The organism is Vibrio sp. Y10_XG_PY6, assembly GCF_024181795.1.
Taxonomy (GTDB): domain Bacteria; phylum Pseudomonadota; class Gammaproteobacteria; order Enterobacterales; family Vibrionaceae; genus Vibrio; species Vibrio diabolicus.
Map to the genome: position 1 here is coordinate 38,397 of NZ_JAMZAQ010000002.1, position 25,173 is coordinate 63,569.

The window sequence follows — 25,173 nt, forward strand, 5'->3', positions numbered from 1 at the left end:
TCACAGCGATGGGTTCATTGCCGATAGAGTGTTTCGTTGAAAAATTACGCCAATGTTACATAGTCAAAGTTGTGTTAGAAGTCATTCTGAGTGCTTGGATAATCGACAGAAGTTTCTATTATGAAACCATACACTTTCTCAGTAGTGATAGTTTTGTCTGAATCTTGAGCCTTTCTGCTGAGAGTAAGTACTTTATTTTTGTATGGATGGATTTATTGAATGAGACTGTATTCATTTTTGCTGGCTTCTGCACTCAGCCTTACTAGTGCTTCAGTGTTGGCGAACTCGCCTGAATTTGCTCACGTAACGACGACGGGTTATGGTGAAGTTATTGCTACACCAGATATGGCGACGTTTTCTGTGAAAGTGGTAGATACGACAATGACTGCTGAACAGGCCAAGCAGTCAGTTGACAAAACCGTTGAGCAATTTCTGAAAAATCTATCCGATGCTGGCTTATCAAAAGACAATGTTACCAGCTCGAATTTATACCTTGCGCCTCAATACCACTACCCTAAATCAGGCAAAGCAGAGCTCGTTGGTTATCGCGCTTCTCGTAGCATTGATGTGACGGTTACGGATCTAAAAAACCTAAACCAGTACCTCGATATGGCGTTAGAAGCAGGGATTAATCAGGTTGATAATATTCAACTTAAGGTAAGCAACCAGGCTGAGTATCAGCAAAAGGCACGCATGGCGGCTATCCAAGATGCGCGAGAAAAAGCAGCGTCACTGGCTACTGGCTTTGAGAAAAAGTTGGGTGATGTCTGGCAGATCAATTACAGACAGATGCACGTTCAGCCAGTTCTAATGCGCTCGATGGCGATGGACAGTAAAGAAGGGGCAAACAGCTACCAGGATTCTACCATGATTATTCGCGATCAAGTTGACGTGATTTACAAGCTGAAATAAGGCAGGGTGCAAAAAGAAAAGGCAGGGTATTCCCTGCCTTTGTTATTTCTGCTTCACAAATTAGTGAAGGATACGAGCACGGATAGTGCCTTCAATACTTTTCAGTTTCGCTAGTGCTTCTTCTGAGCGCTCGGTTTCAACATCGATCACCACGTAGCCGATTTCAGCGGCTGTTTGTAGGTACTGTGCGGCAATGTTAATACCGTCTTCCGCGAAGATGGTGTTGATCTGAGTAAGAATACCAGGACGGTTTTTATGGATGTGAAGCAAGCGAGAGCACTCACCACCGTGCTCTGGCAGTGACACCTCTGGGAAGTTTACGCTTGAAAGCGTAGAGCCGTTGTCAGAGTACTTCGCCAGTTTTCCTGCGACCTCAACACCGATGTTCTCTTGTGCTTCTTGCGTTGAGCCACCAACGTGTGGAGTGAGGATGACATTATCGAACTTCTGCAAAGGAGATTCGAACGGGTCGGCATTCGTTTTTGGTTCTGTTGGGAATACATCAATCGCTGCACCCGCAATATGACCTGCTTCTAAACTATGGCAAAGCGCTGGAATATCCACGACAGTGCCGCGTGCTGCATTAATAAAGATTGAGCCTGGCTTCATGCGAGCAAACTCAGCTTCACCCATCATATTTTTTGTTTCTGGCGTTTCAGGAACGTGTAGAGAAATTACGTCACACTTGTTTAGTAGTTCACTCATAGTATGTACTTGCGTCGCATTACCAAGGGACAGCTTGTTCTCGATGTCGTAGTAGTAAACGCGCATACCTAAGTTTTCGGCAATAATACCTAGCTGCGTACCAATGTGGCCGTATCCGATAATGCCAAGACGTTTGCCACGTGCTTCGTAAGAGTTGTCAGCACTTTTCTTCCAAATACCGCGATGTGCAAGCGCATTCTTTTCAGGAATGCCACGCAGAAGTAGTAGGATTTGACCAAGCACTAGCTCAGCCACACTGCGTGTGTTAGAGAACGGTGCATTAAACACAGGAATGCCGCGTTTTGCTGCTGCGTCTAGGTTTACTTGGTTAGTACCGATACAAAAACAGCCAATTGCAACCAGTTTATTCGCCGCATTGATTACCTCTTCGGATAGGTTCGTACGGGAGCGAATACCGATGAAGTGCACGTCTTTAACCGCTTCAATCAATTCTTCTTCCGGAAGGGAACCTTTATGGTACTCAATGTTGGTATAACCAGCTGCTTGAAGAACTTCAACTGAAGAAGGGTGGAGTCCCTCTAACAAGAGGATCTTAATCTTTTCTTTTTCCAGTGAAACTTTGGCCATTTTTTCTCGTCCTTAAAATGGAAAGGTGGGCTAATGTGGCGCACATTGGGCAAAACTATTAAAAAGGGGATAATTGATAGTTTTGTAGGAGGACAAACGTTTCCTTGTGCGTCTTCTGTTCAATAAAGTAACAAAAAAAAATTGCTTTGGGTAAGAAAATTACGGAATAAGAGATAATTTTCTTAGAGAAAGGAATAAAAAACGGTGCCTTGCAGCACCGTATGTAATGAAATAACAGAAAAGTGAACCAGATAGGTCGATTTGAGCTGTTATTTATTCTTCAATTTTTGCGCCTTCTGGTGTACCTGTGATTACGACGTCAGCACCACGGTGAGCAAAAAGACCCACAGTCACCACACCCGCGATACCGTTGATCTTGTCTTCCATTTCTTTCGGGTTAGTAATCTGCATGTTGTGTACATCCAAAATTACGTTGCCGTTGTCAGTCACAACGCCTTCACGGTAAGCCGGGTCACCGCCCAGTTTTACTAATTCGCGCGCGACGTAAGAGCGTGCCATTGGGATCACTTCTACAGGTAGTGGGAACTGACCTAGTACGTCAACTGCTTTGGTGCCGTCAACAATACATACAAACTTATCAGAGATTGCTGCGACAATTTTCTCACGAGTCAGAGCCGCGCCGCCGCCTTTGATCATTTCACGTGCTGGGTTAATTTCGTCTGCGCCATCAACATACACATCCAGCTTCATTACGTCGTTACACTCGTATACTTCAATACCAAGCTCTTTAAGGCGCTCAGTTGAAGCGACAGAGCTAGACACTGCACCTTTAATATCGTCTTTGATAGTGCCTAGTGCATCGATGAAGTGATTCACGGTAGAGCCAGTACCAACACCGACAATGCTGCCTTTCTCAACATATTTTAGTGCTGCCCAACCAGCCGCTTTTTTCATTTCATCTTGAGTCATGCCAATCTCCTGAATAGATGTTCGTTAACGTTTGCGGGCGTGATTATAGCGGCTTACTTGCCACTTTCCCATTGCCATATTCGGCTTGGGGTCACGATCTTAGGTAATGGAATGTCCCAGCTTTCGATTGGTAAGCGTTCTACATGTTGGCAGTCGTGAGCGATACCAACAGGCTTGGCACCTTCTCCGGTTATAAACCAATGAGACAGGGTACGGTCATAATACCCTCCGCCCATGCCTAAGCGGTGGCCGATGCTGTCGAATCCAACCAAAGGTGTACAAATGATATTAAGTTGACGAACGGGCTTGAGATGGCGGATGTCCAGTTTGGGCTCTAAGATGCCGTATTTGTTGTAGACCAATTGATCATCACTTACGTACAGAAGAAACAGTAACTGACCTTTGGCAAACGGATGGATGACAGGTAGATAAACCGATTTTCCCTGTTGCCACAACCACTCAATGAGCGGCTTGGTATCAAGTTCACCGTCAGCAGAAAGATAAATAGCAATATGCTGTGCTTGCTGGATTTCAGGAAGTTGAGAGAACTGAGTGACAAGGTCGATCCCCGCTTGGAATTGCGTGTCGCTACACAATGCGTTGCGCTTTTCACGAATCAGTTTGCGGAAGTCTTGTCGAGAGAGGTCTGACATAGAGAGAATACCCCAGGGTGCCGTTGAGGATTGTGGCCCTTGAACCAGCTGGTTCAAGGCGGATCAGCAATGACAACCGTAGGCTTCTCGGTGCATGCCGAGCTTGCTCAATAGTTACCAAATACTAACCCTTAGGTATTGCTTATCGGCTCAGGGACTTAAATCCTGCTGACGCACACCCCAGGGTAAATTTTGTATTTACTGCTGTCCTTGCGTAACTTTGCTTAGTGCGTTCTCAAGAGACGCAGTGAGCTTTTCCATTCGCTCAGTAATTTCTTGCTGTTGACCGTTTGATTCGTATGACTTGGTGTGCAACTCATAACAAATATTCAATGCAGCGAAGGTCAGCAGTTGGATTTCATTGGTTACCTTAGTACGTTCGCTCATTTCTTTCAATCGGCGATCCAGATCTTTTGCCGCTGCAACAAGAGACTCTTCTTGTCCTGTCGGACAATTCACTCGTGTAACTTTGCCTAATATTTCAACGTCGATCGCTTGATTGCTCATGATGAATAAACTCTATATTCGCGCTATCTAAGGTGTTGCTTCATACAACTACCGAGGAGCAAACTATAGGAAAACCGCTATTAAGATTCAAGCATTTCCCATCACAGAAAGAGAAATGATGACGAGATCACACAGGAATTGGGCAAATTGAGCAAATGCTGTTCAAAATTGAATTTGATAGCCGTTTCAGACCACTAACCTTGATGGTAGGATATACCAATACATTATTATGCAAGAATGAGCCAAGTTATGAGTGAAATCACCCTTCCTGAATACCAATCTATTGCTGCTGAACTGCAATCTGCAAGCCTAGCAGTAACACCTGCGGAATTACATGGCTTATTTGTCGGCATGTTAAGTGGTGGATTGGCGATTAATGATCAAACTTGGCAGCCTATTCTGTTTGACTACACCAATGATGGGATGGGGTGGCCTTCTACCGCGCTAGCGTTTGCTCAAAGCGTATTCACCGTTACTGTCAATGAACTCACGGGCACGTCGATGGAGCTGTCTTTATTATTGCCAGATGAGCCGGGAGAAGAAGGCTTATTCACGTTGGCTGACAGCGTGTCCGATTTCGTAAACCATTTTATTTCTGGGTTAGGTCTAGCAGGTGTTGCGCTAAATAAAGCGTCAGATGACGCTAAAGAAGCATTGGCTGACCTAGAAGAGATTGCCAAATTAGGCATTGATGAAGATGACGACCTCGGTGAACAAGCGCAATTGCTAGAACAAGTGATTGAACACATCAAAGCTTGCGTACTAACGATTCATGCTGAGTTTGGTGTTCGCCCTGAAAGTAGCGATAAAAAGCCTACTATTCATTAATCGTAGATGGTCCAGAGGTTAGCATGAAGCAATATGATGTAGTCATTGCTGGTGGTGCCATGGCAGGGGCAACGTTGGCATTAGCGATTGACCATTTGTCTCAGGGAAAGCTCCGCATTGCCGTCGTTGAGCCTTTTAAAGCGCAGTCAGATATGCACCCTGGTTTTGACTCTCGCTCAATCGCATTGTCTTACGGTACTGTCAATCTGTTGCGTCAACTACAGCTCTGGACCTCGATAGAGCCGTTTGTCACACCCATTGAACATATCCACGTTTCTGACCGCTCTCATGCTGGGATGACGGAAATTACCAAGCAAGAGATTGGCGTTGAAGCACTAGGGTATGTTGTCGAATTAGCCGATGTTGGTCGCGTATATCAAGAATTATTAGATAGCAGCGCATCCATTACGCTGTTTTGCCCTGACTCTGTTACCGATATCGAGCGCGAGCAACACTGTACCCATATTACGTTGAAAAGCGGTGGGAAGCTTGAAGCAAAACTGTTGGTGGCAGCCGATGGTGCTGTTTCAACCTGCTGTCAGAAAATTGGTTTAGAGCTTTCTGAGCAAGATTTTGAACAAGTGGCTGTCATTGCCAATATTGTGACTCAAGAACCTCATCAAGGTAGAGCCTTTGAACGTTTTACTGAAAATGGCCCTGTTGCTTTATTGCCAATGAGTGACAATAGAATGTCCTTAGTTTGGTGTCTGCACCCTGAGGAAGCCCAAGCAGTTCTTGAGTTATCTGACCAAGCATTTCTCCAACGTTTACAACAAGATTTTGGCTGGCGTTTGGGCGCGATGAAAAAAGTGGGACGACGTGCGAGTTACCCATTGCTTCTTCGCCATCGAAAGCAAAATATCTCTCATCGTTTTGCGATTGTTGGGAATGCGGCGCAAACGCTGCATCCGATAGCTGGACAAGGTTTTAATCTTGGTATTCGCGACGTTGTCTCGCTAGCAGAAGAAATCGTGCAGCAAAGCGGTGATGTTGGTCTTTATCAAGGCTTGATGCGCTTTAGTCAGCGTAGAGAGGCAGATCGAAGCGAAACGATCTGGCTAACCAGTGCCTTAGTGCATATTTTTTCAAATGATTTACCCGCGATGCGAATTGGGCGAAATACAGCCTTAGCAGCGATGGATAACCTTTCTATTTTTAAGCAGCCGCTACTGCGCCATACGCTTGGTTTGGTAAAACGATGAACGGCCGCACTGAATTAGGTAATAAAAAGCAATGATGCAAAGTGTAGATATCGCCATCATCGGCGGAGGGATGGTTGGGTTGGCACTTGCTGCCGCGTTCAAGGACAGCGATATGCGTGTCGCCGTAATAGAAGGCAAGGTGCCAGATGAGTCGTTGAAAGAGTTACCTGATGTGCGTGTGTCTGCGTTGAGCCGTTCTAGTGAGACTATCTTGCGTAAGCTTGGCGCTTGGCAGGGGATAGAGCAACGCCGAGCTTCACCATACTACGGTATGGAAGTGTGGGAGCAAGATAGCTTCGCTAGTATTGAGTTCAATGCACAAAGCATGGCACAACCTGATTTAGGGCATATTGTTGAGAATCGAGTGATTCAACTCGCACTGCTCGAACAAGTCCAAAAGCTCGATAACGTCACTATGTTTATGCCTGCACGTTGCGCGACCTTAGCGGTGGGCGAACAAGAAAGTTGGTTGACGCTCGACAATGGTCAAGCCATGACGGCTAAGTTAGTGGTCGGAGCCGATGGGGCAAACTCGTGGCTTCGTCATCAAATGGATATTCCGTTAACGCATTGGGATTATGGACATCATGCTCTGGTCGCGAATGTTAAAACCGCTGCTCCGCACAATAGCATTGCTCGACAGATTTTTACTCCTCAAGGGCCATTGGCGTTTTTGCCAATGTCGCAACCAGATATGTGCTCTATTGTTTGGTCCACTGAGCCAAATCGTGCAGAGCAGCTATTGGCAATGAGTGAGCATGATTTCAACAAAGCGTTGACGAGCGAATTTGATACACGACTTGGTCTATGTGAAGTCGTGGGAGAACGTGCCGCGTTTCCTCTGAAAATGCGTTATGCGCGAGATTTTGTTGTGGAGCGAGTCGCGCTGGTTGGCGATGCAGCTCATACCATTCACCCACTAGCGGGACAGGGTGTGAATTTAGGTTTATTAGATGCAGCCAGCCTCGCTCAAGAGGTGTTAGCACTATGGAAGCAAGGCCAAGATATTGGCAGCAAACGCAATCTAAGAGGTTATGAGCGTTGGCGCAAAGCGGAAGCAGCAAAGATGATCGCTGCAATGCAAGGGTTCCGAGACCTGTTCTCTGGAGAGAATCCTGCTAAGAAGCTGGTTCGTGGCATTGGTTTGAGTTTAGCGGGTCAATTGCCGGGAGCGAAAGATGAGATCATGAAGCGTGCGCTTGGTCTAAAAGGTCATCTGCCGGATCTGGCACGTCAGTAGGTGTAAAGCGAACTTCAAATACACAAAAGGCTGGTTAATCCAGCCTTTGTTTTATCAACGTTTTGCTAAGCATATGCGCATCGGAGTTTCATTATTTCTTGGTTGATCTCTTTGACCGCTCGGAAATGGCGTTGCTCTGCTTTCTCCGGCAGTATTAACTTGCCGTTATCAAACTCGAATCTACCGACCCCGTAAATATAAATTCTTCCTTTAAAAAGACGACTTATATGTTTAGCAATCATACTTGGTGTATAGCGCTTAAACAGTCTCATATTTACTTTCCTTTTATCTAACCTAGCCTAGGTATTCTACGTTTTGGACGCGAAAATTATTGTGACAGCCATAGTATTAAATACAGATGTAGGGTGTTGCGTCAGAGATTTGTGTTGTCTTAGACAATTTGACAGTGTCATCTCTTAAATAGCGTGAGGATTACCCCAAAAAATCACCGTTCAAGGAACCCTTACGACAATACACTCCTTTTTACGTGACGCATTAAGCAATAGTTTTGTTACAGAATTAAGAATAGAACGAAAATGATTGTTTGCTAATTGTTTCTATTAAGGTGGTATCCGACAGAACAAGCTTTACGTCCTAACGGTTAGAGAAAGAGGAAGAGAAAAAAGTTCCGCACAAAAAAAAGCCCGCTTCAGCGGGCGAATAGTCACAGATGCATTACACAAAAGTGGACAGCTGACGGCATGAATACTGTCATTCAGTCAGCTGATTCACTTTATGTTGGTTAAGTGCTTGTTTGAAACTTAACCAACAAATTCAGCATATACGAGTTTTATCTTTGTGACTATTTATGTTTTATATGTGATTAAAAATTCTCTCGTCTATTTTTATAGATATGAGCGAGATCACGTGATGATAGAAACACTACGTGCTATTACATTATTTTTAGACGACTAACGACATATCTCAGCTACGGTCGGCTGACACAATTGAATAAGATCTTGGATAGAAAGCGCCAGTCCAGCCATGCGATCGCCACTGCTGATCGTGACTTCCTGTTCTTCTAGTAAGCTAGGATCGAACACGATCGGCATGTGTCGTTTGAGTAATAGTGGAGTGACAGTACCAATTTTGTAACCCGTGATGGCCTCAACGTCGGCTTGATCAACGCAAGTCATCCGGCGGCATTGCAGTAACGAGCGCACTTTTTTGGGATCGACACTACGATCACCAGGCGCACAGGCGAGAGCATATTGATTACCCATGTCTCGTAGCAAGATCGCTTTTACCATTTGAGAAGGGCGAATGCCGCGTTGTTGCGCGGCATCCTCAATAGTGGTTGCTGGTCTTTGATGCGGTAACAGACGAAACGGAATGTGTTGGTCTGTGAGAAATTGCATCAAAGGAGTATTGATTGTATTACTCATCATCAAGGCTGTAAGGCAGTGATTCGATTGTCCATTCACATTCTGGTTGAGCAACCAAACGAAGACGAGTGTCTTCATCGAGATTATTGGGCAGTACGATCAGGCCAATCGCTTGATTGTCGCTGAACTGGTAGTGGTTTAATAAAGCACCCACTGAACGCCAGTTTTCACCCACGCTGCGTTCGAGCTCAATTGGCTCGTCACTAAATGGAGCAGAAGTTGCCCCTTTTACGATGTACATCGCACGTTTATTTGTACCGCGATACTTAGCTCGTGCTACCGTTTCTTGTCCTGTGTAGCAGCCCTTTGTGAAGCTAATGCCTCCTAAAGCTTGCACGTTGAGTGCTTGTGGAATGTGAGCATTCTGCGCGGATGCAGAGACAAATGGTAAACCAGCTTCAATGTCGAAACGATTCCAAAGCTCATTTGTCGTAAGGGCAGCATCTGTATTTTCAACGACTTGTTGCGCAGCTGACGCACTTAATATCAGTAGCCAGCGGCTTTGTGAAACTTGTACCGCGGTGCCGCCTTCAACAGGGCGAACGCTGCCAGTCGTTTTGCTCATTGAAGAAATAAGCTCGTCGGCTTTTACGCCGGCAACACCTAAGATAACTTCATCAGAAGCTTCAATCGTTACTTTAGAGAAAATGGCGTATTTTTTTATTTCGCTAAGTTCTACGTCAATCGCCGATTTTGGTTGGACCATGCCGTAGCCATCGTGGTGATGGAAAAGGCGGAACACACTCCACACTTTACCTTTCGCATCACAATGTGCGCCTAACGTTGATTGGTCTTGTTCTAAAGAAACGACATCGCAGGTAACCTGACCTTGTAAGTATGATTTTTTATCGTCACCGACCATGGTGATCATGCCGAAATTGTCCAGCAGCGAGATAGATAACTCTGGAAGTGCGTCTTGAGTTGAGAGAGGTAGTGCTGAAAAACGAGTTTGCCATTCCATAATTACAATGCCTTTTGAAGATATTTTTCCGCTATGTTATACCCAAATAACCTTGAGATACTAGGGGAGCGATTTACGAATCAACATTTGTCTGCTTTCACTATCGTATTGTGACCCGCACACTAGTGACGTTGCACATCCCTTGTTACACTCCGCACTAACAACAAGACATCTATGAAGGAATAGTGAATGTACACTCCGGAAGAAAAAGCGCGTATTAAATGGGCTTGTCGTCGAGGCATGCTTGAGCTTGACGTAGTAATTATGCCGTTTTTTGAAGAGTGCTTTGATACTCTGAGTGAACAAGAGCAGCGTGACTTTGTTTCTTTACTTGAATGCGATGATCCTGATCTGTTTACTTGGATAATGGGGCATGGCCGCAGCGAAAACTTAGGTCATGCTGCAATGGTTGATAAAATTGTCGCCCATAACCTCAGCAAAGTTCGTTAATTTTACCGCTTCTCCCTCTCTGACTGCCCGAGTTCTCAATGTAATACTTTTCTTACTGATGACTTGGGCCGTTACCCTCTCTAGCATCCCTCTCGTATTATCGATTTATTTGTTATTAATGATTGTTAAGGCACTATTGAGCCAAGGCTTTGTTAAACCGACAAGTCAGGGTTATTGGTATGTGCATTGCGATGGCTCGGTTAGGTTTGAGGCCTTTGAGTATGGCGAATACTCGGAAGATATTGAGTCCGAAAAGGGTCATTTACAGCGAGTCGATACATCGGCATCACCATTCAAGATAACATTCCAATTGCAATCTGGCCGTAGTGTTACGATTTGGCGTGATAGCTGTGACGATGAGCAGTATCGTCAACTATCTTTGGTATTACGCCAATGGGAAATGAAACAGGGAGCTAATGCTCCCTGCTGATGTAATAGTTTACTTGGTAGAGTTAAAGCTGTTTAGCTGGAACCAAAATCGTTGGTCCGCTGTTTTCCAGTTGGTTCGGATAATCAAGCGTGTAGTGCAAACCTCGACTCTCTTTACGCTGCATCGCACAACGAACCATCAACTCTGCTACTTGTAAAAGGTTACGCAGTTCTAATAAGTTGTTCGAGACACGGAAATTGCTGTAGTACTCATGCGTTTCTTGTTGCAACAGTTGGATACGGCGCAAGGCGCGTTCTAAACGCTTGTCAGTTCGTACAATGCCCATGTAGTCCCACATAAACAGACGAAGCTCGTGCCAGTTGTGCTGAATGATCACTTCTTCATCACTATTGGTTACTTTGCTTTCATCCCAACATGGCACCTGTGAGGGTAGCTCAACGTTAGTGTGATGTTTTAGAATATCTTTTGCCGCAGACCAAGCATAAACCACGCATTCGAGAAGTGAATTTGATGCCATGCGGTTAGCACCATGCAGCCCTGTATAGCTGACTTCGCCAATTGCATACAAGTTTTTAAGATCGGTGCAGCCATTTCTATCCACCATGACACCGCCACAAGTGTAGTGCGCAGCAGGTACGATTGGGATTGGCTCTTTGGTCATATCAATGCCCAAGTCCATTAAACGTGAGTAAATGGTTGGGAAGTGCTTAGTAATAAAGTCCGCAGGTTTGTGACTGATGTCGAGGTACATACAGTCGGCACCCAAACGCTTCATTTCGAAGTCGATAGCACGAGCCACGACGTCACGCGGAGCAAGCTCTTTACGCTCATCGAAATCTGGCATAAAGCGAGAACCATCGGGACGACGCAGGTAAGCACCTTCACCACGTAACGCTTCGGTCAACAAGAAGTTACGTGCTTCTGGGTGATATAAACACGTCGGGTGGAACTGGTTAAACTCCATATTTGCCACACGACACCCTGCACGCCAAGCAATGGCAATACCATCACCAGACGAAACATCTGGGTTAGAGGTGTATTGATAAACTTTTGAAGCGCCACCTGTAGCGAGAACCACAAATTTGGCCCGCACGGTTTCGACATGCTCTTCGTTGCGGTTCCAAATATAAGCACCGATAACTTTGTTTTTATCACCGCCAATTTTATCTTCGGTGATTAAGTCCAGCGCATTGTGACGTTCGAGAACATGAATGTTTGGATGGTTGTGAGCGTTATCTTGCAGAGAGGTTTGCATCGCCATACCTGTCGCATCTGCCGCGTGAAGAATACGACGACGGCTATGGCCACCTTCACGAGTTAAGTGGTAACGAGGCTCATCGTCAGAGTCATCCTCTTCACGATCAAATGGGACACCACCGTCGATCAACCACTGTACGCACTCTTTTGAATGTTCAGCAATGAACCTCACGGTGTCCTCATCGCAAATACCATCGCCGGCGATTTGCGTGTCTTCAACGTGTGAATCAATGGTGTCTGACTCATCAAATACAGCAGCAATACCACCCTGGGCATAATAGGTCGCCCCTTCGCTGCGTGGCCCTTTACTCAGCACCATCACTTTACAGTGGTTAGCAACGCGCAAAGCCAACGACAAACCAGCCGCGCCACTCCCTACCACTAACACATCACACTCATGTTCACGATTTGTGTTCATATAACTTTTATAATCCCAAGCTAAGGTAACAAAGTCACCTTGTGTATTATTTGCACACCATGTGCATTCCATTATCGCGACACCTGTCGCTAAGGGCTAAGTTGGGAGACCTATCGACATCCGTGTTACTGCGGTGACTGAGCCACTCTTCTTTTTCATGCAGAGCATGAGCATGCTTCCTAAGTTATATTTGTAACGCGGTGTTCAGATAGCCATTAGCCATGCAAATGAAAAGTAATAGTTTGTCAATGCCATTGCTTTTCCATGCTCGACCCAGCACAATCTGGGACAGAGATCATTCATTATACCCATTTCCCCTCAAGATGCTCGCTTGTCAAACTTAGACTAAAGTCAGGCAACGGTGGTTATTTGGGTATAGACATCACACTGTGAAAAAACAATGACAAAAAACTTGAGAAACCATGGAACTTTCTCATTCACGTTAGGGTCACAATAGTGCTCAAGTAAGCAGTGGTGTCAATACTACGTTTTGCATAATTAGTACCCATATCTGAGAAGAGTAGGGGCATAACAAATAGGAGTATCCGCTCGAATGAACGAGCAGCTGACCGATCAAGTATTGATTGAGCGAGTTCAGAATGGCGATAAGCAAGCATTCAACCTGCTGGTAACGAAGTACCAGAACAAGGTATGTAATCTTATTTCCAGATACGTTAGTAATCCTGGCGATGTACCAGATGTAGCACAAGAAGCGTTTATTAAAGCTTACCGAGCTATTCCCAGCTTTCGTGGGGAAAGTGCGTTTTATACGTGGCTGTATCGCATTGCAGTGAATACTGCGAAAAATCACATTGTTGCTCAAGGGCGTAGACCTCCAGCGACAGATGTCGATGCTGAAGATGCTGAATTTTACGAAACAGGTAGTGCACTTAAAGAAATATCGAACCCTGAGAACTTAACGTTGTCCAAAGAATTGCAACGGGTGGTGTTCAGTGCAATCGAAGCTTTACCTGAAGATTTAAAAACCGCAATGACATTACGAGAGCTCGATGGCTTGAGTTATGAAGAAATTGCAGAAGTGATGGATTGCCCGGTAGGAACGGTACGATCGCGTATCTTCCGTGCTCGTGAGGCGGTGGAAAAGAAAATCAGACCTCTTTTGCAACGCTAGTACAAGTAATAACTATGGTGAAAATAATGGCTGACAAAGAAAAACTTTCAGCTCTCATGGATGGAGAATTGGTCGATAAGGCTTTAATTCAAGAGTTAGAGCAAGACCAAGAGAGCCGTGATGCTTGGCAGAACTACCACCTGATTGGTGATGTGATGCGAGGCGAAGCGCCAGCAAAACCTGAGTGGAATATTGCTGAAAGCGTGGCGTTAGCGTTAGAAGATGAACCTGCGCACCGTGCGTTTGATGCGCACAGTGCAAATGTTATCTCAATTGCTGATACGCCAAAAGAGTCGCAACCAGAACCGCAAAAAGCAAAACGTCAGTTGCCAGGTTGGTTGACACAGTTTGGTCAAGTTGTTGTTGCTGCATGTGTATCGCTTGTTGTTATTTTAGGTGTACAGCAGTACGGTGGTAGCGATTCAATGTCGCCGCAAACAGACCAATTGCCTGTGTTGCAGACAGTTCCGTTTGCTGGCAGCGCAGAGCCTGTGAGTTTAACTCGTGAGTCTGTTGAGCGTTCTGTAGGTGAAGCAAATATGCAAGAGCAACGTAAGCGTGTTCATGCTATGCTGCGAGACTACGAATTGCAGTTACGAATTAACAGTGATGCATCTCAACAAGATGCAAATCTGAATCCGGATATTGAATGAAAAAATTTCTGATCAGCGCTTGCGCTCTGTTCAGTATGATGTCTTCTCAAGCCTTTGCTGGTGATAAGCCAGCGGAGGCTTTATTGCATCAAATGAGCGAGGCGAGTAAGAATTTAAGTTACGAACTCTCTTATATCCTTATCAAAAAGAACAGCATTGAGCCGTTGCTGTATCGTCATGCGACGCATGGTGACGATCAATATGCTCATCTTGTTTATTTAAGTGGCCCTGTGCGCGAAGTGATTCGTCGTGGCACAGAAGTAAGCTATATCGAAACGGGTTTAGAACCATTCACCATCGAGTCAGGTAAAATGGTCGCTCCGACCATGCCTATGCTCAACACCAATATCGATGAGCTAAACTTGTATTACGACTATGTAAAAGTGGGTAGAGCTCGTGAAGCAGGTGTAGCAACACAAGTGCTGCGTGTCGTCCCTAAAGACGGTCTGCGCTATTCATACGTACTATGGATTGATGAAAAGAGTAAATTGCCGTTACGTGCCGACCTTGTGGACCGTGATGGTGAGATGCTTGAACAATATCGCACTATTTCTTACACGGTGAATCCAAAAATCGCAGAGTTAATGAGTGGCCTACAAGATGTTCAATTACCAGCTGTTCTCACCATGCCAAAAGGCGATATTGGAACCAGCAATTGGCAGGTAGGTTGGATCCCTGAAGGTTTCGAACCGAACGAGCTCAACCGCTATCGTATGGCCGTTACTAATCAAATGGTGGAGAGCCAGCTGTATTCTGATGGTCTGTTTAGCTTCTCTGTTTACGTAGCAAACAAAGATGAGCATTCGTTAAAAGGGCAGTTGGTTCGCCAAGGCAGAAGAACGCTACACAGTTTTGTGAGCGGTCAACATGAAATCTCCGTTGTAGGAGACATTCCGCCGACCACAGCACAACGTATCGCCCAATCTGTCACATTTAATGTAACAAAGAGTAAACAACAATGATGACCGCGTTGGCTACTGTGACAGACGTACATCGTCGCGGTAAACAATACGAAATTGGTTTAAGCTGCGAACAGCAGACCAGTTGCAGTAGTTGCTCTTCACAGAAAAGCTGTGGAACGGGCGTTGTGACTAAAGCCATTGGTAACAAGAGTTTATCTTGGCACCTGCGCACGGATAAATCAGTGAAGATAGGTCAAGTCGTCGAGATAGGCTTTCCTGAGTCGAGCCTGATAAAATCAGCAATGGCGGTTTATTTACTGCCGTTGTTTGGTTTGATTATCGGTGCGATGTTTGGTCACTTCCTATTAGCGCCGCTGACCGCGGGCGGGGAAGGTATCATCATATTGGCATCAGTACTATTTGCAGCTGGTGGAATGTGGATCGCAAAACGTGTTTCTCGTCCGTTAGAGGATGAATCCAAGCGCCAAGTTACCCTCGTTCGGGTACTTGGAGAGCCAATCCAGTAAGTGTTGTCCCCCTCCACTAAAGGTTATTTGGGTATGTACTTTAAATTACGTGCGCCCGTTAACGAAATTCGGTAGAATCTGCCAACTTGATTGAAATGCCGTCAGTAGATGGCGTTTCTTACTGTCCCTATTTGTAAAGAGTTAGTCACCCTAAATCTATGAAGCACATTCGTAACTTTTCGATTATCGCCCACATCGACCATGGTAAGTCGACCCTATCAGACCGTCTAATCCAAGTTTGTGGCGGGTTAACCGATCGTGAAATGGCCGCACAGGTTCTGGATTCTATGGATCTTGAACGTGAGCGTGGTATCACCATTAAATCTCAGAGTGTGACGCTAAACTACACCGCTAAAGACGGTGAAACGTATCAGCTGAACTTCATCGATACTCCGGGGCACGTTGACTTTGCATATGAAGTATCACGTTCTCTAGCGGCTTGTGAAGGTGCGTTATTGGTTGTAGATGCGGGTCAAGGTGTTGAGGCTCAAACACTGGCTAACTGTTACACCGCGATCGAAATGGATCTAGAGGTTGTGCCAATCTTGAACAAGATTGACCTACCAGCAGCCGATCCTGAGCGCGTGGCAGAAGAAATTGAAGAAATCGTTGGTATCGATGCAATGGAAGCAACCCGCTGTTCTGCGAAGACAGGCATCGGTGTTGATGACGTTCTAGAGAACATTGTGTCAGCGATTCCAGCACCGGAAGGTGATCCAGATGCGCCACTACAAGCGCTGATCATTGACTCATGGTTTGATAACTACCTTGGCGTTGTTTCTCTAGTACGTATTAAAAACGGCGAACTGAAGAAGAACGACAAGATCAAAGTGATGAGCACGGGTCAAGTTTGGGGTGTAGACCGTCTTGGTATTTTTACACCAAAACAAGTAGATACCGACATCCTTCGTACTGGTGAAGTAGGTTGGGTGGTTTGTGGTATTAAAGACATCCTTGGTGCACCAGTTGGTGATACGCTGACTATGGCTAAGAATGGCTGTGAAAAACCGCTACCAGGTTTTAAGAAAGTAAAACCTCAGGTTTACGCAGGTCTGTTCCCGGTATCTTCTGACGATTACGAGAACTTCCGTGATGCGCTGGGCAAATTAAGCCTAAACGACGCATCGCTATTCTACGAGCCAGAAAACTCCGCGGCACTTGGCTTTGGTTTCCGTTGTGGTTTCCTTGGCATGCTGCACATGGAAATCATCCAAGAGCGTCTAGAGCGTGAATACGACTTAGATCTCATCACCACGGCACCAACCGTAGTTTACGAAGTTGAAAAAACGGATGGTGAACTGCTGTACGTTGATAGTCCTGCCAAACTACCAGCGATCAATGATATTGAAGAAATTCGTGAACCGATCGCTCGTTGTAATATCCTGGTACCTTCAGAGTATCTAGGTAACGTCATCACGCTGTGTGTTGAAAAGCGTGGTACTCAGGTCGATATGGTTTACCACGGTAACCAAGTCGCCGTGACTTACGATATTCCAATGGCCGAAGTGGTACTGGATTTCTTCGACCGTCTGAAATCGACCTCTCGTGGTTATGCGTCTTTGGATTACAACTTCCAGCGCTTTGAAGCGTCGAACATGGTGCGTGTAGACGTTCTTCTGAACGGTGACACCGTTGATGCACTGGCGATGATCACACACAAAGACCAGTCTCAAACTCGCGGTCGTCAGCTGGTAGAGAAGATGAAAGAATTTATCCCTCGCCAAATGTTTGATATCGCAATCCAAGCAGCGATTGGTAACCACATTATCGCACGCTCAACTGTAAAACAGCTACGTAAGAACGTAATCGCGAAATGTTACGGCGGTGACGTAAGTCGTAAGAAGAAACTTCTGAAGAAACAGAAAGAAGGTAAGAAGCGCATGAAGCAGATCGGTAACGTTGAGCTGCCTCAAGAAGCGTTCCTAGCTATCCTTCACGTAGGTAAAGACTAAAGTTGAACTTTGTCTCACACTTGTCGGTCTTAAGACGTTAGATATTAAAATAAGTGAAAGGGTTTCGGCTCTTTCACTTTCGTATTTTTAGATAAGGGAATTTAATGGCGAATACATTCTCACTGATGCTGGTTATTGCGACTTTGGTAACTGGCGTGGTTTGGCTACTGGAAAAGCTGGTTTTCGCGAAAAAGCGTCAGGAAAAACTGGCTGAGATTCAAGCTCAGACGTCTAATGGTTTGGATGCAGTGACCTTGCAAAAAGTTGAGCGTCAGCCTTGGTGGGTTGAAAATAGCGTCTCAATTTTTCCTGTGATTGCGTTCGTTTTAGTATTGCGTTCTTTTATCTACGAACCATTTCAAATCCCATCAGGCTCAATGATGCCGACTTTGTTGGTGGGTGACTTTATCTTGGTAGAAAAATACGCCTATGGCTTGAAAGATCCGGTATGGCGCACGCAGTTAGTTGAAACAGGTAAACCTGAGCGTGGTGATATCGTGGTATTCAAATACCCGCCACAACCAAGTGTGGATTACATTAAGCGTGTTGTTGGTTTGCCTGGTGATATCGTGCGTTATTCAAGTGATAAGCAGCTTTGCGTGCAAAGCCAAGGTGAATCGGCGTGTAAACCAGTTAAACTGAGCAATGTTGAAGAAAGTCAGTTTAGCTCGAACGGTATTCCAATGATCCAACTGGATGAAAAATTGGGTAACGTGGAGCACAATATTTTGGTTAACCCTCTTGTTCGTAACCGTGTGGAGCAATACTTCCCACGTAGCGGCACGACAGAGTGGGTTGTACCACAAGGTCAGTACTTTGTGATGGGTGATAACCGTGACAACAGTGCTGACAGCCGTTACTGGGGCTTCGTTCCTGAAGCAAACTTAGTCGGCAAAGCTGTCGCCATTTGGATCAGCTTCGAGTTTGATCGTGGCGCAGATAGCGTTCTACCTTCATGGATTCCAACTGGTGTGCGTTTTAACCGCATCGGTGGTATTCACTAACCATTTTATATCGAGAGAGTATGAATTCTCCAATTGATAAACTAGAGAGAAAGCTCGGCTACCAGTTTCAAGATGCCGGGCTTATCAACTTGGCGCTGACTCACCGCAGCGCCAACAGTAAGCATAATGAACGTCTTGAGTTTCTGGGCGATTCAATTTTAAGTTTTGTCATCGCTGATGATCTGTACCATCGTTTCCCGAAAGTGAACGAGGGTGACATGAGCCGTATGCGTGCTACTTTGGTTCGCGGACATACATTGGCGGAACTGGGTCGTGAATTCGATCTAGGAGATTATTTAAAATTAGGTCCAGGTGAATTGAAGAGTGGCGGTTTCCGCCGAGACTCTATTTTAGCCGATGCGGTTGAAGCCATTATTGGCGCAATTTACCTAGACAGCGATCTTGAAGTCGTGCGAGGCATTGTATTGAGTTGGTACAACTCACGCCTTGAAGCCATTAAACCTGGCGTCTCACAAAAAGATCCGAAAACTCGCCTACAAGAGTTCCTACAAGGCAGAAGAAAACCGCTGCCTGTGTACACAGTGACTAATATTAAAGGTGAAGCGCACAACCAAGAGTTTACGGTTGAGTGTGAAGTAGCAGGTGTGGACAAGCCTGTAATCGGGAAAGGCACCAGCCGCCGCAAGGCAGAACAAGCGGCTGCTGAAACAGCACTTGAGCAATTAACAAATGGCTGATAACGAATTCGATATCGATGCGTTTTTCGCATCACAAGGTGAGCCAAGCTCGCCAGAAAACCAGCACTGTGGCTTCATTGCTATTGTTGGTCGCCCAAACGTAGGTAAGTCGACACTTCTGAACAAAATCTTGGGTCAGAAGATTTCGATCACCTCACGTAAGCCACAAACAACACGCCACCGCATTATGGGCGTGGACACGGACGGCGATTACCAAGCGATTTACGTTGACACGCCAGGACTTCACATCGAAGAAAAGCGTGCGATTAACCGCTTGATGAACCGTGCGGCTAACTCATCTCTAAGTGATGTAAACCTAGTGTTCTTCTTAGTCGATGGTACGCATTGGACTAAAGACGATGAGATGGTGCTAACTAAGCTTCAAAAATCGAACTTCCCAGTTGTGCTTTGTGTCAATAAAGTCGACAACGTGCAAGATCGTAACGAAGTGATGCTACACATGGCTGAGATGTCTAAGAAGATGGACTTCGTTGACGTTGTGCCAATCTCTGCGAAGCAAGGGAAGAACATTGATGTACTGCGTAAGCATGTGCGTAATCACTTACCTAAAGCAACGCACCACTTCCCAGAAGAATACGTGACTGATCGCTCCCAGCGTTTTATGGCATCTGAAATTGTGCGTGAAAAGTTAATGCGTTTCACGGGTGAAGAATTGCCATACTCGGTAACGGTCGAGATTGAACGTTTTGATTACAACCCAGAAACCGACGGTTTCCATATCAATGCCTTGATTCTTGTTGAGCGTAATGGCCAGAAGAAAATGGTGATTGGTAAAGGTGGCGAGAAGATCAAGACCATTGGTCGTGAAGCGCGTTTAGATATGGAAGAGTTGTTCGGTCGTAAGGTTTACCTAGAAACCTGGGTAAAAGTGAAATCTGGCTGGGCAGACGACGAACGAGCACTGCGCTCGTTGGGTTATATCGACGACTTATAATCTTGGCTGCGAAGATGCTTCGCTCCAACATCGATGAAAAATTAGTATCGATTAAAATAAGGAGCCGCTCGGCTCCTTATTTTTTATTTCACACTTTTTAGGCACAATGACTTAGATGAGTAATCTGTCTTCCGAAGGTTTACAGCGCTGTTTTGTTTTACATCGCCGCCCTTACAGTGAATCGAGCTTAATCCTTGATGTATTTAGTGAGGAATATGGCCGAATGACTTTAATGGCCAAAGGCGCGCGCAGTAAGCGTTCGAACTTAAAAGGCGCATTGCAACCTTTTACTCCGCTGTTACTTAAATGGTCGGGAAAAGGTTCAATGAAGACTTTGCGTCAAGCTGAGCCGATAAGCCTAGGTTTACCGTTAACGGGCATTAATCTCTACTCTGCCATGTACGTCAATGAACTGATTGGCCGTATCTTGATGGCTGAAGTGCCGATGCCAGCGCTATTTCATGATTATTTGCATGCGCTAACAGAGTTGGCACACAACGAGAACCCTGAGCCAGCACTGCGTCGTTTTGAGTTAGCATTGCTATCTGCGATGGGGTATGGCGTAGATTTCTTGCACTGTGCAGGTACTGGCGAGCCCGTCGACCCAGAGATGACGTATCGTTACCGGGAACAAAAAGGCTTCATAGCTTCGGTTAGGCGCGATAACCTCACGTTTTTAGGGAATGAACTGATTGCTATCAGTGAGCGGCGGTTCGTCACTAAAGAGCAGCTAAAAGCGGCAAAACGCTTTACACGTATAGCCTTAAAGCCGTATCTTGGCGGCAAACCTTTAAAAAGTCGTGAATTTTTCATTCAGACCCCCAGAGCACGGAGTAACGGAAAATGAGCTCAATTTATTTAGGCGTCAATATCGACCATATTGCCACTCTACGCAATGCACGTGGTACAAAATACCCGGATCCTGTTCACGCTGCAGAAATTGCTGAGCGTGCAGGCGCGGATGGTATCACAATTCACTTACGTGAAGACCGTCGCCATATTTTGGATCGTGATGTACGTATTCTGCGTGAAACCATTCAAACGCGTATGAATCTAGAGATGGCAGTGACAGACGAAATGGTTGAGATTGCGCTGCAAACTCAACCAGAGTTTGTGTGCTTAGTGCCTGAAAAACGTGAAGAACTGACGACGGAAGGTGGCTTGGACGTTGTGGGGCAGCTTGAAAAAATTAAAGCTGCGACGAAAAAGCTGACAGATGCAGGCATTAAAGTTTCACTCTTTATTGATGCTGACCGTCAACAGATTGAAGCTGCGAAAAAGTGTGGTGCTCCGTTTATTGAGCTACACACGGGTCATTATGCTGATGCGACGACAGAAGACGAACAACAAGCTGAACTGAAGAAGATTGCCGCTGGTGCGAGTTATGCTCATGACCTAGGTATTATTGTTAATGCCGGGCATGGCCTGACTTATCACAATGTCGCGCCAATTGCTGCATTACCAGAAATTTACGAACTCAACATTGGTCACTCAATCATTGGTCGCGCGGTATTTGATGGTTTGAATAAAGCGGTTGCGGACATGAAAGCACTGATGATTGAGGCACGCCAGTAATAGGGCTATCTAGATGGCGATTATAGGGTTAGGGACCGACATTGCAGAAATTGAGCGTATTGAAAAAGCGTTAGCTCGTAGTGGTGAGCCTTTTGCTCAGCGTATTCTTTCAGAAGAAGAAATGGCTAAATTTTCACAGCTTAAGCTGCAAGGCCGTTATCTTGCTAAGCGCTTTGCGGTCAAAGAAGCGGCCTCAAAAGCATTGGGGACAGGGATCGCAAAAGGGGTCACGTTTCACGATTTTTCCATCTCGAACGATGCGCTTGGAAAACCAGTGCTCGCATTGACGGGCACAGCAAAGCAAATAGCGGATGCGATGGGCGTTAACCACATTCACCTGTCCATTTCCGATGAGCGTCATTACGCTGTGGCGACGGTCATTTTTGAATCCTAGCTTGTAAGTCTTAAACAAAATACTAAAAAGCCAGAGCAGATGCTCTGGCTTTCTTGTCTCTCGAGCAGATTACTGTTCAAGGTATAATTTTGCAGTCGTTGTGACTTTAATCATTTCATCTTGCAGCTCGAACATTTCAGGCTCAACCTCCTCAAGACTGATCCCTGAGCGCAGTGCTTGCTCAAGCGTCGCACAGAGTGATTTCAGCCTAGGCACTCCGCAATATGAGCTACTGCCGTGCAGCTTATGGATGACATGAATTAGGTCATCACGGGAGATATCTTCTTGCTCCAGAGCTTGGTCAACGACTGCTTCTACTTCAGGGATGAACTCAATCAACATGCGCAGCATGTCTTTGGCGAGATCCTCTTTATTCGCGCTCTGTTTTAAGGCAGCTTGCCAATCAATAATCACATCCTGTTGAGGCGAAGAAACGGATTGTGGCGCGCTCCCTTCAGGCTCATCAACGTATGAAGGGGCGACTTTGCCAATGCTCTCTATACAAGCATTTGGGTTCCAGTGAACCAAAACCTGTTGTAGCACATGCTCTTCAATAGGTTTGGTCAAGTAGTCATCCATTCCTGCCGAGAGCAAGCGATCTCTTTCACCCGCCATGGCATGCGCAGTTACCGCAATCACTGGCGTGTCTTTATTTAACTCCAACTCTTTAATGTGCTGACAAGCGGTCACACCATCCATTTGTGGCATTTGGATATCCATGAAGATTAAGTCGTACTTTTTCTCTGTCGCTAGGTTCACCGCTTGCTGGCCATTGCTACAGGCGGTGACGGTTTCTACTCGTTCGCGGAGCAGAGCGGAAATCAGCTTCAAGTTCGCTGGGTTATCATCCACCGCTAACACCGTCAGAGGTAAACGCTCCCCTTCGCTTGGCGTAATTGGAGCACTCAATGTTGGTGGTGATTCGACATGTTCGCTAATCAGGCTTTGTAGCAGTTTACGACGAGACAACGGCTTCGTCAGGCATTGGACGTGATGCTCAGTCATAATTTGGTCGGCAAGCGCCAGTTCGGTACTCGGTGTTCCTAGGATCACACTCGGAGCCATGCGTTTCGCTTGTTCTATCCAAGGTGTAATGACGTCTGCATCATGCGTTTGATTCGCCGCTAAATTCAGTAATACATAGTCATATTGTTCTTCATTTTTTGGTAGTGAAGAACGGTAGGTCACTAAGATACCTTCTTGACTTAGAATCTGCTGGGTAACGGATGCGGCTTGCATGTTTGGTTCAATCAACAGCAACTGCTTGCCCGTTAGAAGTTCCACTTCAATCAGTTCGCTCATTGGCATCTCGGTTGAGTGCAAGCGCACCGTAAACCAGAAGGTTGAACCTTGGTGTAGGCGGCTGGTTAAGCTGATCTCGCCACCCATCTGGCTTACCAATTTCTGCGTGATAACCAAACCTAACCCAGTGCCGCCGTAGCGACGTGAAATGCTGGCATCCGCTTGGCTAAATGCTTGGAATAATTGCGCTTGCTGACGTTCAGAAATACCAATGCCGGTATCACGCACCATGAATTGCAGTTCGACGGAGTCCCCAGATTGAGAGCGCATTTCAACGCTAACATCAATGTTGCCTCGCTCGGTAAACTTGATGGAGTTACCGACTAAGTTCGTCAAAATTTGCTGGATACGTAGTGGGTCCCCAACTAAACCCGGTGGAATTTTAGGGTCCACTTTTAGGGTGATTTCTAACCCTTTCTCATGTGCACTTGTGGCTTGTAGGTTAATCACTTCTTCTAAACTTTCTCGGAAATCAAACGGAATGTTTTCCAGCGCCAGCTTACCCGCCTCAAGTTTCGAGAAGTCGAGAATGTCATTGATGATGTTCAGTAGATTGTTCGCCGACTTCTCAATCGTCTGTAGGTAATCAGTTTGGCTGTTAGAAAGCTGTGTTTTAAGCATTTGACGAGTAAAGCCAATAACCCCATTGAGCGGAGTACGCAGTTCGTGCGACATGTTCGCCAAGAACTCAGATTTAACCCTGGCCGCTTCTTGCGCGCGTTTCTTCGCGATATCTAACTCAACGTTCTGAATCTCTAGCTGCTCAAGCGTTTCACGCAAGTCTGATGTGGCTTGGTCTATACTGTGCTGCATCTCCACGTGATATTCCGATAGCGATACCGCCATGGCGTTAATACCGTTTTTCAGTTGGTCTAACTCACCGTGCATTTTACCTTCGATACGCACGTCTAGGTGACCACGGCGAATGCGGTCAACGACATTCTTCATGTGGGTGATAGGCTGGGTAACATCGTGCATCAGACGTGAAGCAAACACACTTGCCAAGCCAAGACCGAGTATAAGAACTAAAAAAGCAGAGAACACTTCTTGATACTGTTGCAGCCTTAAAGAGGAGAGATCTAACTCAACGGCAATATAACCAATTGCTTTAGTTCCTTGGCTTTCGTTCGACAGCTCAGCTAAATAGTGACCCTCGGACAAAATAGGTACGCGCAATATCAGTGAGTTTTCGTAGATTTCCGAATTGCCCAGTTGCGGGATCGGTTTATCTTTAGGGAACATCAAGGCTTCGAAATTAGGGTGAAAGTTAGATGTCACGAAGAGCTCATGATGTTCATCAAACACCGCGATACTACGAACCAGTTTAGAGTTTTTGCGATGGGCGTAGCTTATCAAGCGACGTACCGCCTCTCGGCTTTCTGATAGTAGATGAGTTTCACTGGCAATTGCTAACGGCTCAATGATGCTGTTACCAGTGGTGATAACTTGTTTCTCAAGATCTTGGTAGCGGTTGAAAGAGAAAAAACCGCTCAGTAATAAACCAATGATGAGAGTGGGAGCGAGAGTCAGTGTAATTACACGTGCTCGTAAGCCATATCTGGTCATGTTATCTAATTACATCGGAGTCTGGATATGGGAAAATAACGCATTATTTCTCAAGCGCACGATAAGGCGTTGAGCAAAGAAGTGAC

At 45.7% G+C, this 25,173-nt stretch carries 26 protein-coding genes and 1 other RNA gene; 17 read left to right on the forward strand and 10 right to left on the reverse strand.

What is annotated here, in order from left to right; all coding sequences use genetic code 11:
- Positions 1–219: 219 nt before the first annotated feature.
- Positions 220–912: an oxidative stress defense protein gene (locus NL644_RS08515; RefSeq protein ID WP_005393939.1), complete on the forward strand. Its 693-nt coding sequence runs from the start codon at positions 220–222 to the stop codon at positions 910–912.
- Positions 913–972: 60 nt separating this feature from the next.
- Here NL644_RS08515 and serA read toward each other — a convergent pair whose 3' ends face one another.
- From serA to NL644_RS08540, 5 genes are all read right to left on the reverse strand, one after another.
- Complete coding sequence (gene serA / locus NL644_RS08520; RefSeq protein WP_005393937.1) at positions 973–2,205, reverse strand: phosphoglycerate dehydrogenase; 1,233 nt, start codon at positions 2,203–2,205, stop codon at positions 973–975.
- Positions 2,206–2,478: 273 nt separating this feature from the next.
- Positions 2,479–3,135, reverse strand: a complete 657-nt coding sequence (gene rpiA / locus NL644_RS08525) for a ribose-5-phosphate isomerase RpiA (RefSeq protein ID WP_005380982.1) — start codon at positions 3,133–3,135, stop codon at positions 2,479–2,481.
- 53 nt (positions 3,136–3,188) lie between these two features.
- Entirely contained in the window at positions 3,189–3,788 is a 600-nt protein-coding gene (locus NL644_RS08530; protein WP_253658313.1) for a 5-formyltetrahydrofolate cyclo-ligase, read from the reverse strand.
- A 5-nt stretch (positions 3,789–3,793) separates the two neighbouring features.
- Positions 3,794–3,978, reverse strand: a non-coding RNA gene (gene ssrS / locus NL644_RS08535) — 6S RNA.
- Between the two features lie 8 nt (positions 3,979–3,986).
- A complete protein-coding gene (locus NL644_RS08540) occupies positions 3,987–4,295 on the reverse strand; it encodes a cell division protein ZapA (RefSeq protein ID WP_005393932.1) in 309 nt (102 codons plus the stop codon).
- A gap of 249 nt (positions 4,296–4,544) precedes the next feature.
- On the opposite strand from NL644_RS08540, the gene NL644_RS08545 reads away from it, so the two are divergent.
- Genes NL644_RS08545 through NL644_RS08555 form a run of 3 tightly spaced genes read left to right on the forward strand, consistent with a single transcriptional unit; the run spans position 4,545 to position 7,565 of the window.
- A complete protein-coding gene (locus tag NL644_RS08545; RefSeq protein ID WP_005393931.1) occupies positions 4,545–5,123 on the forward strand; it encodes a YecA family protein in 579 nt (192 codons plus the stop codon).
- 23 nt (positions 5,124–5,146) lie between these two features.
- Positions 5,147–6,325 (forward strand): 2-octaprenyl-6-methoxyphenyl hydroxylase, encoded by a 1,179-nt coding sequence (gene ubiH, locus NL644_RS08550; RefSeq protein WP_114323645.1) that lies wholly within the window; start codon positions 5,147–5,149, stop codon positions 6,323–6,325.
- A gap of 31 nt (positions 6,326–6,356) precedes the next feature.
- Positions 6,357–7,565 (forward strand): FAD-dependent 2-octaprenylphenol hydroxylase, encoded by a 1,209-nt coding sequence (locus tag NL644_RS08555; protein WP_114323644.1) that lies wholly within the window; start codon positions 6,357–6,359, stop codon positions 7,563–7,565.
- A gap of 65 nt (positions 7,566–7,630) precedes the next feature.
- On the opposite strand, the gene NL644_RS08560 is transcribed toward NL644_RS08555, so the two are convergent.
- The 3 genes from NL644_RS08560 to ygfZ all read right to left on the reverse strand — a co-directional run bounded on the left by NL644_RS08560 (position 7,631) and on the right by ygfZ (position 9,911).
- Positions 7,631–7,837: a DUF1107 domain-containing protein gene (locus NL644_RS08560; protein WP_005380970.1), complete on the reverse strand. Its 207-nt coding sequence runs from the start codon at positions 7,835–7,837 to the stop codon at positions 7,631–7,633.
- 639 nt (positions 7,838–8,476) lie between these two features.
- Positions 8,477–8,950 (reverse strand): aminoacyl-tRNA deacylase, encoded by a 474-nt coding sequence (locus NL644_RS08565; RefSeq protein ID WP_031780369.1) that lies wholly within the window; start codon positions 8,948–8,950, stop codon positions 8,477–8,479.
- Positions 8,943–9,911: a tRNA-modifying protein YgfZ gene (gene ygfZ / locus NL644_RS08570; RefSeq protein ID WP_114323643.1), complete on the reverse strand. Its 969-nt coding sequence runs from the start codon at positions 9,909–9,911 to the stop codon at positions 8,943–8,945. Before ygfZ ends, NL644_RS08565 begins: the two co-directional genes overlap by 8 nt.
- A 189-nt stretch (positions 9,912–10,100) precedes the next feature.
- On the opposite strand from ygfZ, the gene NL644_RS08575 reads away from it, so the two are divergent.
- Positions 10,101–10,361, forward strand: a complete 261-nt coding sequence (locus NL644_RS08575) for a succinate dehydrogenase assembly factor 2 (RefSeq protein ID WP_005393925.1) — start codon at positions 10,101–10,103, stop codon at positions 10,359–10,361.
- Positions 10,309–10,791, forward strand: coding sequence for a protein YgfX (locus NL644_RS23100; protein ID WP_338328521.1), 483 nt, complete (start codon positions 10,309–10,311; stop codon positions 10,789–10,791). Before NL644_RS08575 ends, NL644_RS23100 begins: the two co-directional genes overlap by 53 nt.
- Positions 10,792–10,813: 22 nt before the next feature.
- Here the strand turns inward: NL644_RS23100 and nadB are convergent, their stop codons facing one another.
- Positions 10,814–12,427, reverse strand: coding sequence for an L-aspartate oxidase (gene nadB / locus NL644_RS08585; protein ID WP_031780368.1), 1,614 nt, complete (start codon positions 12,425–12,427; stop codon positions 10,814–10,816).
- A 553-nt stretch (positions 12,428–12,980) separates the two neighbouring features.
- On the opposite strand from nadB, the gene rpoE reads away from it, so the two are divergent.
- The 11 genes from rpoE (at position 12,981) to acpS (ending at position 22,219) form a co-directional block, all read left to right on the forward strand.
- Entirely contained in the window at positions 12,981–13,559 is a 579-nt protein-coding gene (gene rpoE / locus NL644_RS08590; RefSeq protein WP_005380946.1) for an RNA polymerase sigma factor RpoE, read from the forward strand.
- A 26-nt stretch (positions 13,560–13,585) separates the two neighbouring features.
- Positions 13,586–14,212, forward strand: a complete 627-nt coding sequence (locus NL644_RS08595; RefSeq protein WP_181869532.1) for a sigma-E factor negative regulatory protein — start codon at positions 13,586–13,588, stop codon at positions 14,210–14,212.
- Positions 14,209–15,174, forward strand: coding sequence for a sigma-E factor regulatory protein RseB (gene rseB, locus NL644_RS08600; RefSeq protein WP_005393918.1), 966 nt, complete (start codon positions 14,209–14,211; stop codon positions 15,172–15,174). The genes NL644_RS08595 and rseB overlap by 4 nt, the downstream gene beginning before the upstream one ends.
- Complete coding sequence (locus NL644_RS08605) at positions 15,171–15,641, forward strand: SoxR reducing system RseC family protein (RefSeq protein ID WP_253658315.1); 471 nt, start codon at positions 15,171–15,173, stop codon at positions 15,639–15,641. The genes rseB and NL644_RS08605 overlap by 4 nt, the downstream gene beginning before the upstream one ends.
- A gap of 158 nt (positions 15,642–15,799) precedes the next feature.
- Positions 15,800–17,593, forward strand: coding sequence for a translation elongation factor 4 (lepA, locus tag NL644_RS08610; RefSeq protein WP_005393909.1), 1,794 nt, complete (start codon positions 15,800–15,802; stop codon positions 17,591–17,593).
- Between the two features lie 104 nt (positions 17,594–17,697).
- Positions 17,698–18,597: a signal peptidase I gene (gene lepB / locus NL644_RS08615; RefSeq protein ID WP_005380933.1), complete on the forward strand. Its 900-nt coding sequence runs from the start codon at positions 17,698–17,700 to the stop codon at positions 18,595–18,597.
- Positions 18,598–18,617: 20 nt separating this feature from the next.
- Complete coding sequence (gene rnc, locus NL644_RS08620) at positions 18,618–19,295, forward strand: ribonuclease III (protein WP_005393907.1); 678 nt, start codon at positions 18,618–18,620, stop codon at positions 19,293–19,295.
- Complete coding sequence (gene era, locus NL644_RS08625) at positions 19,288–20,250, forward strand: GTPase Era (RefSeq protein ID WP_006743309.1); 963 nt, start codon at positions 19,288–19,290, stop codon at positions 20,248–20,250. The genes rnc and era overlap by 8 nt, the downstream gene beginning before the upstream one ends.
- 115 nt (positions 20,251–20,365) lie before the next feature.
- Positions 20,366–21,097 carry a DNA repair protein RecO gene (gene recO, locus NL644_RS08630; protein ID WP_005384578.1) on the forward strand — a complete coding sequence of 244 codons (732 nt, stop codon included), beginning with the start codon at positions 20,366–20,368 and terminating at the stop codon, positions 21,095–21,097.
- The gene (gene pdxJ, locus NL644_RS08635) at positions 21,094–21,825 is read left to right on the forward strand and encodes a pyridoxine 5'-phosphate synthase (protein WP_006743311.1); all 732 of its coding nucleotides are present in this window, start codon (positions 21,094–21,096) and stop codon (positions 21,823–21,825) included. The genes recO and pdxJ overlap by 4 nt, the downstream gene beginning before the upstream one ends.
- A gap of 13 nt (positions 21,826–21,838) precedes the next feature.
- On the forward strand, positions 21,839–22,219 hold the full coding sequence (acpS, locus tag NL644_RS08640) for a holo-ACP synthase (RefSeq protein WP_012841407.1): 381 nt from the start codon (positions 21,839–21,841) through the stop codon (positions 22,217–22,219).
- A 69-nt stretch (positions 22,220–22,288) separates the two neighbouring features.
- Here the strand turns inward: acpS and barA are convergent, their stop codons facing one another.
- Positions 22,289–25,087, reverse strand: coding sequence for a two-component sensor histidine kinase BarA (gene barA, locus NL644_RS08645; RefSeq protein WP_253658316.1), 2,799 nt, complete (start codon positions 25,085–25,087; stop codon positions 22,289–22,291).
- Positions 25,088–25,173 lie beyond the last annotated feature (86 nt).